The following is a 10,777-nucleotide window of genomic DNA, read 5'->3' on the forward strand; positions in this document are numbered from 1 at the left end:
GCAGTGAGCGAGGAAACCCACCGCTGGAAAAAGGTAGGTGTTTAGACCCAGCCCTCTTCGACGAGCAGTTCGCCGTTGAGCACCGACGCGCCGGCCGCACCGCGGATGGTGTTGTGCGCGAGGCAGTTGTACTGCACGCCGTTCGTTGTCTCCTGCAGGCCGCCGGCGGAGATCTGCATCCCGTCTCCCCGCTCGCGATCGAGTCGGGGCTGCGGCCGGTCGAAATCGTCGAAGACGTGGATGAGCGGATCGGGCGAGGAGTGGAGGTCGGCGCTCGGATACTCGCGCATCGCCGCGGCCGCTTCCTCTGTCGAGACGTCCTCGGCCGTCTCCGCGAAGACGTTCTCCAAGTGGCCGTCCAGGGTCGGGATCCGGTTACACGAGGCCGAAACGTCCATTCCGTGAAGTTCCAGTGCCGCGCCGTCGAACGCGCCGAGGAGCTTTCGAGACTCCGTCTCCATCTTGTCGTCCTCGCCGTTGATGTGCGGGATGGCGTTGTCGATGATCTCCATCGAGGTGACGCCGGAGTAGCCCGCGCCCGAGACGGCCTGCAGCGTCGAGACCTGCACCGCTTCGAGACCGAACTGATCCAAGGCCGCGAGCGTCGGGACCATCGTGATCGTCGAGCAGTTCGGGTTCTTCACCAGCGCGCCGTCCCAGCCGCGCTGCTCGCGCTGGACCTCGATCAGGTCGAGGTGTCCGGGGTTGATCTCCGGAATCGTCAGCGGCACGTCCGGTGCCATCCGGTCGTTCGAGGAGTTCGAGGAGACGACGTAGCCCGCCTCCAGGAAGTCGGGTTCGACGTCGGCGGCGACGCCCGAGGGAAGCGACGAGAAGAGCAGATCGACGTCGTCGGGGACGTCCGCCGGCGTCGTCGCGCCGACGGTCATCTCGGCGACGTCGTCCGGAATCGGGGTGTTCACGCGCCACTTCGCCGCTTCCCTGTACGACTTGCCCGCGCTCGATTCGGAGGCGGTGAGCGCCGCGAGTTCGAAGGTCGGGTGGTCTTCGAGGAGTTGGATGAATCGCTGTCCCACCGCGCCCGTTGCGCCGAGGATGCCGACACGTACTGACATTATCGAGAGCGTGCGAGACACACACATAAGGCGGTTTGGATTCGCGGCGTATTTCACGAACGTTCAGCGACATCGGGACGCCGCCGTCAGAAGTTGATGTTCGGTCAGTTTCAGTGGGATTGACGTTTGTCAGGATGTGAAAAGCTACCGAGATAATATTACATTGGCGCGGGATTGTGAGAGTGATGCCCGAAGAAGTGCTTTTCAAGACCGAGGATTCGAGATCGCGAACCGCGATCGCGGAAGCGCTCGTCGCCGCCGCGGAACAGATCGAGAGGGGTGACGTTCGCTTGGAGAGCGCGGCAGACGCCCAGGACGTCACGGTTCCCGAAACCGCGCTGTTCGAGATCGAACTCGAACGGCTCACGGATTCTGAGACGGGCGAAGAGCGGTACGAACTGGAGTACGAGATCCGCTGGACGGAGTAGTACTCGACGATCGTCGAACACCCCTTCGTGCGGAACCGACAGATAGAGGTGGCGCGTTTCAGAACGTATCGGCAAATGTTCAACAAGGTTCTCGTCGCCAACCGCGGAGAGATCGCCCTCCGGGTGATGCGGGCGTGCCGCGACCTGGGCGTTCGGACCGTCGCCATCTACAGCGACGCAGACAAGCACGCGGGTCACGTCCGCTTCGCCGACGAGGCGTACAACGTCGGGCCCGCACGCGCGGCCGACTCGTATCTCGACCACGAGGCCGTCATCGAGGCGGGTCGGAAGGCCGGCGCCGACGCCGTCCATCCGGGCTACGGGTTCCTGGCCGAGAACGCGGAGTTCGCCCGGAAAGTCGAGATGAGCGAACTCACGTGGATCGGCCCCTCCGCGGACGCGATGGAGCGCCTCGGAGAGAAGACGAAAGCGCGCTCGCTGATGCAGGAGGCGGACGTGCCGGTGGTTCCGGGAACGACCGAACCGGTCGAGTCGGCCGCCGAGGTGAAGGAGATCGCCGCCGAGTACGGCTACCCGGTCGCGATCAAGGCGGAGGGCGGCGGCGGCGGTCGCGGCCTGAAGGTCGTCCGTTCCGAAGACGAGGTCGAATCCCAGTTGGAGACGGCCCAGCGCGAGGGCGAGGCGTACTTCGACAACGCCTCGGTGTACGTGGAGAAGTACCTCGAAGCGCCGAGACACGTCGAGGTGCAGATCCTGGCGGACGAGCACGGGAACGTGCGGCACCTCGGGGAGCGCGACTGCTCGCTGCAGCGCCGCCACCAGAAGGTCATCGAGGAGGCGCCCTCGCCGGCGCTCGACGCAGACCTCCGAGAGCGGATCGGCGAGGCGGCCCGCCGCGGCGTCAGCGAGGCCGACTACACCAACGCCGGGACGGTCGAGTTCCTCGTCGAAGATGGGGAATTCTACTTCATGGAGGTCAACACCCGGATCCAGGTCGAGCACACCGTCACCGAGGAGGTCACCGGCATCGACGTCGTGAAGTGGCAGCTGCGGGTCGCCGCCGGCGAGGAGCTGGACTTTTCGCAGGACGACGTCGAGATCGACGGCCACGCGATCGAGTACCGCATCAACGCCGAGAACGCCGCCGACGAGTTCGCGCCCGCGACCGGGACGTTGGAGACGTACGACCCGCCGGGGGGCATCGGCGTCCGCGTCGACGACGCGGTCCGACAGGGCGACGAGATCGGCGGCGACTACGACTCGATGATCGCGAAGCTGATCGTCGCCGCCGGGGATCGCACGGAGTGTCTCGCCCGCTCGGAGCGGGCCCTCTCGGAGTTCGAGATCGAGGGGCTCGCGACGATCGTTCCGTTCCACCGGTTGATGCTGACCGACGAGGCGTTCCGCGCGGGCGAACACTCCACGAAGTACCTCGACGAGGAACTCGACCGGACGAGGATCGATCGAGCGGTCGAAAAGTGGGGGTCGGCCGACGCGTCGGCAGGGAGCAACGACGGAGACGGTAACGACGGGGGCGACGGCGATATGACAGAGCGCGAGTTCACCGTCGAGGTCAACGGCAAGCGGTTCGAGGTCAACCTCGAAGAGCGGGGAGCGCCGCCCGTGCCGGACCTCGACGCCGTCGGGAACGGCGGTTCGACCGCCGGGCGCGGCGGCGGAGCGACGCGTTCGCGACCCGACGAGGCCACCGGCGACGACGCCGAAGTCGTCGTCGAGGGCGACGGGGAGCGGGTGTCTGCGGAGATGCAGGGGACGATCCTCTCGGTCGGCGTCGAAGAAGGAGAGGAGGTCGCCGCCGGCGACGTGGTCTGCGTCCTCGAGGCGATGAAGATGGAGAACGACGTCGTCACCGAGCGCGGCGGCACCGTCACGCAGGTCCTCATCGAGGAGGGCGACAGCGTGGACATGGACGACGTGCTCGTCGTGCTGGAATGAGCACGGAGAGGGGGACAGAGAACCGATGAACGAGACGCGACGCGAACTGCTGGCCGCGCTCGCGGACGGCCCGGCCCCCGGACCGGAACTCGCGGAACGGCTCGGCGTGTCGCGGGCGGCGGTCTGGAAGCAGGTCGAGGCGCTCCGCGAGGCGGGATTCGACATCGAGAGCGACGGCGACGGCTATCGGGTCGTCTCCGTCCCCGAGTACGGCGCGGCGGCGATCGAGTTCGGACTCGGGGCTCCCTACGAAATCGAGTACCACGACCGGATCGCGAGCACGAACGACCGCGCCCGCGAACTCGCCGCCGAGGGGGACGAGAACGTCGTCGTCGTCGCCGACGAACAGACCGGCGGGCGCGGGCGTTTAGCGCGCGAGTGGACCGCTCCGTCGGGCGGAATCTGGGCGAGTTTGCTCCTTCGCCCCCCGCGACCCCCCGCGGAGATTCCGCTGTACACGCTGGCCGCGGCCGTGGCGGTCGCCCGCGCGAGCCGGGAAGTTGGCGTCGACGCCCGGATAAAGTGGCCGAACGATATCCTTCTCACGGGTGAGGACGGCGCGGAGCGGAAGTTGTGCGGGATCCTGACCGAGATGGAGGGCGAGGCCGACCGCGTCTCCTGGCTCGTCGTCGGGCCCGGGGTGAACGCGAACATCGACGCCGACGCGCTCCCGCCGGACGCGACGAGTCTCCGCGCGGCGGTCGGCGACGTCGATCGCCGCGCGTTCCTCCAGCGCGTCCTCGAAACGTTCTACGAACTCACGAGCGCGGACGCCGACGTCGAAGGGATACTCGACGCCTGGCGCGAGCACGCCGCGACGCTCGGTCGACGCGTCCGGATCGACACGCCCGGCGGCGTCGTCGAGGGCGAGGCCGTCGACGTCCGGTTCCCGGGCAGCCTCGTCGTTCGAACCGACGACGGCGACGAGCGCGTCGTCCACGCCGGCGACTGCGAACACCTGCGGCCGGCGTAGGAACACCTGCGGCCGAATGAAGAACGTCTGCGGCCGGCGTGGTCACTCCGAGTCGAAGAAACGCTACTGCAGAAAGGCCCGCGGTCGCCCAGTTGGACAGTCGATCAGTTCCCGTCGCCGCCGTCCGCCAGGGGACGACCACCGGCGGTGAGGACGCCGTCTGCGATCTCTCGGGCCTCCTCGGGGGAGGGGCGGGTACCGTCGACGAAGCGCGCGCCGAGTTCGTCGACGACGTCCATCACGTCCGAGAGGCTTCCGCGCTCGGAGACGTCTGCGAAGACGTCCTCGTAGGCGTTAGCCTCCCAGTGGCTGATCTCGTAGTCGTAGGTGTCCGTTTGCGAGGCGACCGCGTACTGGAGTTGTCGTGCCGCATCAGACGGGCGCATACCTACATCAACGCAGTACGAGCACTAAAGTGTACTCCGACTCGAAATCGAGTTAATTATCTCGGCTGTGGCCCGTCGACGGTGCACTTAGTCGGAGCGTGGCTCTCCGCGCTCCTCATCCTCCTGATCGTGAACACCGTGTTCGACCTCGGTATCGGGGCGTTCGGGATCCCCGGAGTTTAGGGACCGCCGAATCGGATCTCACGTATGGACGAAGACCGAGCGGCGCTCGCCCGACGGGCCGCTGAGGCGGGCGCGGCGGTCGCAGCGGAGCGGTTTCGAACGGACGTCGACGTCGAACGCAAGACCGGTAAGGTCGACGTCGTGACGCAGGCCGATCGCGACGCGCAGGCGGCGGTCGTCGACGTCATCCGGGAGCGACGTCCGAACGACGCCGTCGTCGGCGAAGAGGAAGACGAGTTGAAGGAGATCCCCGAGGCTGGCCCCGCGTGGGTCATCGACCCGATCGACGGCACGAACAACTACGTGCGCGGAATCCGCGTGTGGGGGACCGCCGTCGCCGCCGTCCGTGACGGCGACCCCGTCGCGGCCGCGACGGACTTCCCCGCGCTCGGCGACGTCTACTGGACCGACGGCGACGAGGCCCATCGAAGCGGCGAACGCGTGACCGTCTCGACGGAGGCGGATCCCGAGGCCTGTGTCGTCGCGCCGACGATGTGGTGGGACTTCGACGCGAGGGACCAGTACGGCCGTGCCTGTCAGGCCCTCGCGGAGCGCTTCGGCGATCTCCGCCGGATGGGGTGCGCTCAGGCCGAACTCGCGGCCGTCGCCGACGGATCGCTCGACGGCGTCGTGACGAATCTGCGGGCACATCCCTGGGACACTGTCGCCGGGGTCGCGATGATCCGCGCCGCGGGCGGGACGGTCACCGACCTCTCGGGCGAGCGGTGGCGGCACGACTCGGTCGGCCTCGTCGCGTCGAACGGCCGCGTGCACGACACCCTTCTGGCGGCCGCCCGCGAGATCGACGATGGGAACGAGACCAGTGACTAACTGACCGGACCGAGAGCACCGTCCAACTGACAGGTGCCACAAACAGCAAGTCGCTCGCTCGCTATCTGGGACTATGGAACTCGACGAGACGGACCGGGCGATCCTTCGGATCCTCCAGTCCGAAGCGCGGGCGCCGTTCAGCGAGATCGCGCGACGGATCGATATGTCCAGCGCGACCGTTCACGATCGGGTCGGTCGGATGGACGAGGAGGGCGTCATCGAGGGCTACCACGCGAAGATCGACCCGCGCGCTGTCGGCCTCGGGACGTCCGCGCTCGTCGGCCTCCGGATCGAACAGGGGCGAGAGACCGACGCGCTCGAACGCCTCCGCGAGATCGAGGGCGTTCAGGAGATCCACCTCACGACCGGTGAATGGGACGTCGTACTTCGGCTCTACGCCGAGGACACCGACGGCCTCCGCGAGTTGATGTTCGACGAGATCTCCCGGATCGAGGGGTTCTCGCGGTCTCAGACGATGGTCATCCTCGCGAGTGACCTCGAAGCGCGGTCGCTCCCGATCTGAGAGTCGTTTAGGAGGGCGACGGACGTCGATCGCGCCCGAGACCGGAATCCTCAACACCACCGACCGCAGTCTTTCCGCTATGTCAACAGTCGCCGAACGCGTCGGCGTCGCTCCCGAACGGCTCTGGGCCGGCGGGGTGCTGAGCGCGATCGTCGCACTCGTCGCCGGGGCGCTGGTCTTCCCGGAAACCGTCTACGATGGGTTCATCTGGCACTACTTCTGGGGCCCCGTCCAGGCGGACGCCAACTCCGCGGTCTGTGCGGTCCGACCCGGGAGTACGGTCGAGTACCTGTACGATTCGGGGGCGTGTACGAACGCCGCGGAACCGGTCGCGTACCCGGGCTACACGCTCGTCTCGGAGGTCGGCTATATGATCACCCTGCTCGTCGCGCTCATCGGAGTCGTCTTCCTGCTGCGACGACTCGATCTGGGAACGGACCGAGAGTTCTTCTACGCGCTGGTCCCGTTCGTCTTCTTCGGCGGCGCGCTCCGAGTCGTCGAGGACGCGAACGACGCCGTCCCCGCCGCGGAGGCGCTCATCAGCTACCCCCTCAACACGCTGTTCATCAGCCCGATCATCTACTTCACGGTCTTCGCGATCACCCTGGTGGCCGTCGTCGCGGCCGTCTGGGCCGCCCGGGCGGACGTCGTCGACCGGTACGATCGCCCCCTGTTCGGAATCGGGTGGACGGTCCTGCTCGTCACGCTCGCGTATCTCTTCTGGCTCGTGATCACCGGGGCCGAGGGCGTCGAGTTCTACCCGCAGGTCCTCGGGGTCGTCCTCGTCGGTGCCACGCTGGCCGCGGGCATCTCGTGGTGGCTCATCGAGCGGTTCGCGCCCGCGGTGAACGAGGGCACCCGGTGGATCGGCTTCGTCGTCCTCTGGGGCCACGCGGTCGACGGCGTCGCCAACGTCGTCGGCCTCGACTGGATGCCCGCGCTCGGGGCCGGGCCGAACCTGATCCCGAAGCACCCCGTCAACGAGTTCGTCGTCGACGTCACCGGGTCGCTGCTGCCGGCGTCGATCCTGGCGGTCACGGGCGACACCTGGCCGTTCCTGCTCGTGAAACTCCTCGCGGCGACGTTCGTGCTCTGGGTGTTCGAAGACGAGATCTTCGAGGAGAGTCCCCGGTACACGATGCTTCTCCTCGTCGCCGTGCTCGCCGTCGGCCTCGGTCCCGGGACGCGCGATATGCTCCGCGCGACGTTCGGCGTCTGAAAATCCGCACCGAGACTTCTTATACCGGAACGCGGCCAGGGCACGCATCACCTGAGAGTGACCGCGCGGCGACTCGCGGGAGTCCGGCACGCCGTCGCGTGGGTCGAAGCGTGCCGGCTGTCAGCACCTCACCGGACGACCGCGCCACCGTCCCCGTCACGGGAACGGGTGGTACGCCCGATCGAGGTCCGCCTCGAACCCCAACTCCTCTGGAACCGTTCGCGCGCGCTCGCCGAAGAACGGTTCGCCCTGGAAGAGCGGCTGCGCTTCGGGGATCAGCACGCGAACGGCCTCGAACCCGAGCGAGGCGACGTCGGCCGTCGTCGTCCGCGCGGCGTAGGCGTCGAGGCCGGCCTCCGCGACCCGTTCGATCGCCGCGTCGAGTTCCGCCTCGCCCGCCGGGACGTCTGTGGGACCGACGCTCTCGGCGGGGACGCTCGCGTCGACGTCGACGAACTCGCGCGCGACCTCGGGGAAGTCGGCGTACTCGCCGATCGCGCCGTCTTCGGCGGCGGCCCGCTCGCTCCCCATCGACCGCAGCTCCATCCAGTTCTGGAGCGCCTCCGCGAGCGCCGACCGCGAAGCGTCGACCGGGTCGAGCGACGCGCCGGACCCGACGGCGAACCGCGGCCACTCGCCGTCGCGGTGGACCGCCGCGGCGACGACCGGGACGTCGACGTCCTGTGTGACCAGAAGCGCCGTCACCGACAGGTCCTCCGCGTGCGCTCGCTTTCGGAGTTCCCCGTACGTGGGGTCCGAAACCGAGAGCTCCAGCGGCTCGAACGAGGAGTACCACGCGAGCATCGTCGCGTCCCGCTCGACGACTTCGTAGAGCCCCGAGAGCAACGCCTCTGTACCGGAGTTCCCGAGCCCCAGCCCCGTCGTGATCGCCGGTTTGTGTCGCTCCGTCGGCGGTGGGTAGTGGACGAACTCCGCCGGGAGCGCCACCGTCTCGTCGGTTCGGGGGTCGACGCCCTCGACCCACGGGAGCGGCGTCTCGGCGTCGACTGCGTCCCACCCGTCGGGTCGCACGAACTGCGACGGGGAGACCGGAGACGACCGCGTCCGCTCCGGTGCGACCGTGAACTCCGAGCGGCGATAGACGCCGGCGCAGTACCGTTCGAGCGCCTCGCCGAGCGCCTTCATAAACGCGACGTCCCAGTCGGGATCGACGCCGGCGGCGAACTCGGCGGCTCGAACGTCGCTGAATCCGGTGGTGTCGGCCGTCTGGGCGAGATAGTACGGAATCGGAAACGACTCTCGTTCGCCTACCTGTGCGACGATGCCGGTCCGCTCGTCGAGCGCACGCTCCGCCCGCGCCAGCGAGTCGTCGACGTCCACCTCGCGGTGATCGCGTCGCACCGTTCGATCGCGCGAATCCGGATCGGGGACCGGGAGGATCCGATGCGTCCCGGCCACGTCGGTCCCGACGACGTCGACGACGGTCCCGGCGACAGTGTCGTCGCCGGCGAGCAGGGCGACCGCCCGTCGCCCGGCGATCGCTCCGGCGAGTCTGACGGCGCTCCGGTCGCCCGCCGGCGATCCGTCGGACCCGGTGCTCGCAGCGACCCGCGTTCGCAGGTCCGCGAATCCGGCACCGCCCGAACCGAACACGGAGACCGACGCGTCGAGGCGCTGCACCACGTGGCCGCCGACGCCGCCGATCTCGACGGTCACGAGTCGCTCGTAGCGGTCGAAGGCCCCCGCAGCGTCGCTGCCGGCCGGAACGACCGCGAGTGTCAACGCCGGATCGTCGGCGTCGGAGACGACGCGCGCGTCGATGTCGTCGAAGGCGGCGGTCGCGGCCGTCGCCGCCGGACCGCTTCCGACGAGTTCGATATCGTATGTCACAGGTCCGTGGTCGACCCTGAAGGGGAAAAATCGGCGGGTCTCCACCGCCGAAGCGTTCGTCATCTTCCGGACAGGGCGAGTATATACAGTCTCCACTGCGTTAAAATTAAATATCTACTCGGGGATGATTCAACGGATGTCCTCCAGTACAAACGTCCTCGGTGCCACCGTCGAGGACGTCGTCGCCTCCGCCCTCCGGTCGGTCTCGGACACCGCCTACGTGGTCGGCCCGACCCGAGACGTGCTCGAGGCGCTCGTCCAACTCGGCGTCGACGCCGACTCGATACCGAACGTCAGGGTACTCAGCGATGAACCGCTCCTGAAAGACGCTCTCGACGATTTTCTCGTCGCGAGCAACGCGGCGGCGCTCGTCGACGACGGCGTACTCGATCTCCGCGTGACCGACGAGCGGTTCGAAAACACGCTTGTCGTGACCGAATCGGCCGTCATCGCCGTCGTCACTGCCGGCGACCGCGTCGCCGGCCTGACCACCGACGACGAGGCGTTCCTTCGGAGCGCGAACGACACGTACCGGGCCTCGTTCGAGGCGTCCGAGCCGTTCACACTTCGGACGCCGTCCATCTCGGCGGTTCGCGAATCGCTGGAGTCCGATTTCGGACCGGAGATGCGAGCCGACTTCGATACGGTCCTCGAATCGCTCCAGGCCATCCCAGACGACGGCTCGATTCTCGACGAAGTGACAGTCAGTCTGCTCGTCGCCGCGAAGAACGACGTGCTCCTGTACGACATCTCGAAGTGGGGAGAAGACGTCGGGATCGCCAGCAAGGCGACGTTCTCGCGGACGAAGACGGAACTGGAGGACGTCGGACTGATCGAAACGGAGAAGGTCCCGATCGACGTCGGCCGGCCGCGGCTTCGGCTGCGACTCGGTGACGACCGACTCCTCGACGCGGACGCGGCCCAACTCGCGACCATCGCACGAGACATCCTCCAGTGAACCCTCCGGACGCTGCCGCGCACTGCGTTCTCAGTGTCTGTTTGTGACGGCTCTCCCGGTTCATCGGATCCGAAGTGGACACACTTATTGGACGGACGAGCGCCGTATCACGTATGGACTACAGCCACGTCCGCGACGTCGATCCCGCCGTCGCAGACGCGCTCTCCGGCGAAGTGGAGCGACAGCAGAACACGCTGGCGATGATCGCGAGCGAGAACCACGCGAGCGAGGCCGTCCTCGAAGCGCAGGGAAGCGCGCTGACGAACAAGTACGCGGAGGGGTATCCGGGTGAGCGGTACTACGCGGGGTGTGCGTACGCCGACGAGGTCGAGGAGTTGGCGATCGAGCGGGCCGAAGAACTGTGGGGGGCCGACCACGTGAACGTCCAGCCGCACTCGGGTTCGCAGGCGAACATGGGCGTCTACCTCGCGA

The 10,777-nt window shown here is 67.7% G+C and carries 10 protein-coding genes and 1 pseudogene; 8 read left to right on the forward strand and 3 right to left on the reverse strand.

Annotation, left to right across the window (positions count from 1 at the left end; all coding sequences use genetic code 11):
• Positions 1–41 precede the first annotated feature (41 nt).
• Positions 42–1,076, reverse strand: a complete 1,035-nt coding sequence (gene asd, locus NO876_RS05090; RefSeq protein WP_256420603.1) for an aspartate-semialdehyde dehydrogenase — start codon at positions 1,074–1,076, stop codon at positions 42–44.
• Between the two features lie 185 nt (positions 1,077–1,261).
• Between asd and NO876_RS05095 the strand changes: the two genes are divergently transcribed.
• The 3 genes from NO876_RS05095 (at position 1,262) to NO876_RS05105 (ending at position 4,394) form a co-directional block, all read left to right on the forward strand.
• The gene (locus NO876_RS05095; protein ID WP_256420604.1) at positions 1,262–1,504 is read left to right on the forward strand and encodes an amphi-Trp domain-containing protein; all 243 of its coding nucleotides are present in this window, start codon (positions 1,262–1,264) and stop codon (positions 1,502–1,504) included.
• Between the two features lie 75 nt (positions 1,505–1,579).
• Positions 1,580–3,421 (forward strand): acetyl-CoA carboxylase biotin carboxylase subunit, encoded by a 1,842-nt coding sequence (locus tag NO876_RS05100; protein ID WP_256420605.1) that lies wholly within the window; start codon positions 1,580–1,582, stop codon positions 3,419–3,421.
• A gap of 25 nt (positions 3,422–3,446) precedes the next feature.
• A complete protein-coding gene (locus NO876_RS05105; protein WP_256420606.1) occupies positions 3,447–4,394 on the forward strand; it encodes a biotin--[acetyl-CoA-carboxylase] ligase in 948 nt (315 codons plus the stop codon).
• A gap of 104 nt (positions 4,395–4,498) precedes the next feature.
• Here NO876_RS05105 and NO876_RS05110 read toward each other — a convergent pair whose 3' ends face one another.
• Entirely contained in the window at positions 4,499–4,780 is a 282-nt protein-coding gene (locus NO876_RS05110) for a hypothetical protein (protein WP_256420607.1), read from the reverse strand.
• Positions 4,781–4,987: 207 nt separating this feature from the next.
• On the opposite strand from NO876_RS05110, the gene NO876_RS05115 reads away from it, so the two are divergent.
• The 3 genes from NO876_RS05115 to NO876_RS05125 all read left to right on the forward strand — a co-directional run bounded on the left by NO876_RS05115 (position 4,988) and on the right by NO876_RS05125 (position 7,536).
• Positions 4,988–5,794, forward strand: a complete 807-nt coding sequence (locus NO876_RS05115) for an inositol monophosphatase family protein (RefSeq protein ID WP_305882862.1) — start codon at positions 4,988–4,990, stop codon at positions 5,792–5,794.
• 73 nt (positions 5,795–5,867) lie between these two features.
• The gene (locus tag NO876_RS05120; protein ID WP_256420608.1) at positions 5,868–6,317 is read left to right on the forward strand and encodes an Lrp/AsnC family transcriptional regulator; all 450 of its coding nucleotides are present in this window, start codon (positions 5,868–5,870) and stop codon (positions 6,315–6,317) included.
• Positions 6,318–6,396: 79 nt separating this feature from the next.
• Positions 6,397–7,536 (forward strand): DUF63 family protein, encoded by a 1,140-nt coding sequence (locus NO876_RS05125; RefSeq protein ID WP_256420609.1) that lies wholly within the window; start codon positions 6,397–6,399, stop codon positions 7,534–7,536.
• 156 nt (positions 7,537–7,692) lie between these two features.
• Here the strand turns inward: NO876_RS05125 and NO876_RS05130 are convergent, their stop codons facing one another.
• Positions 7,693–9,387, reverse strand: coding sequence for a YcaO-like family protein (locus tag NO876_RS05130; RefSeq protein ID WP_256420610.1), 1,695 nt, complete (start codon positions 9,385–9,387; stop codon positions 7,693–7,695).
• Positions 9,388–9,523: 136 nt separating this feature from the next.
• On the opposite strand from NO876_RS05130, the gene tbsP reads away from it, so the two are divergent.
• On the forward strand, positions 9,524–10,345 hold the full coding sequence (gene tbsP / locus NO876_RS05135) for a transcriptional regulator TbsP (protein ID WP_256420611.1): 822 nt from the start codon (positions 9,524–9,526) through the stop codon (positions 10,343–10,345).
• Between the two features lie 113 nt (positions 10,346–10,458).
• A pseudogene (locus NO876_RS05140) lies at positions 10,459–10,777 on the forward strand (serine hydroxymethyltransferase); the annotation flags it as partial.

This window comes from Halobellus rarus (assembly GCF_024494595.1).
Classification (GTDB): Archaea; Halobacteriota; Halobacteria; order Halobacteriales; family Haloferacaceae; genus Haloquadratum; species Haloquadratum rarum.

Coding starts and splice junctions, on each gene's coding strand:
- NO876_RS05105 (WP_256420606.1), top strand. CDS start 3,447: ATGAACGAGACGCGACGCGAACTGCTGGCCGCGCTCGCGGACGGCCCG.
- asd (WP_256420603.1), bottom strand. CDS start 1,076: ATGTCAGTACGTGTCGGCATCCTCGGCGCAACGGGCGCGGTGGGACAG.
- NO876_RS05110 (WP_256420607.1), bottom strand. CDS start 4,780: ATGCGCCCGTCTGATGCGGCACGACAACTCCAGTACGCGGTCGCCTCG.
- NO876_RS05095 (WP_256420604.1), top strand. CDS start 1,262: ATGCCCGAAGAAGTGCTTTTCAAGACCGAGGATTCGAGATCGCGAACC.
- tbsP (WP_256420611.1), top strand. CDS start 9,524: ATGTCCTCCAGTACAAACGTCCTCGGTGCCACCGTCGAGGACGTCGTC.
- NO876_RS05120 (WP_256420608.1), top strand. CDS start 5,868: ATGGAACTCGACGAGACGGACCGGGCGATCCTTCGGATCCTCCAGTCC.
- NO876_RS05100 (WP_256420605.1), top strand. CDS start 1,580: ATGTTCAACAAGGTTCTCGTCGCCAACCGCGGAGAGATCGCCCTCCGG.
- NO876_RS05125 (WP_256420609.1), top strand. CDS start 6,397: ATGTCAACAGTCGCCGAACGCGTCGGCGTCGCTCCCGAACGGCTCTGG.
- NO876_RS05115 (WP_305882862.1), top strand. CDS start 4,988: ATGGACGAAGACCGAGCGGCGCTCGCCCGACGGGCCGCTGAGGCGGGC.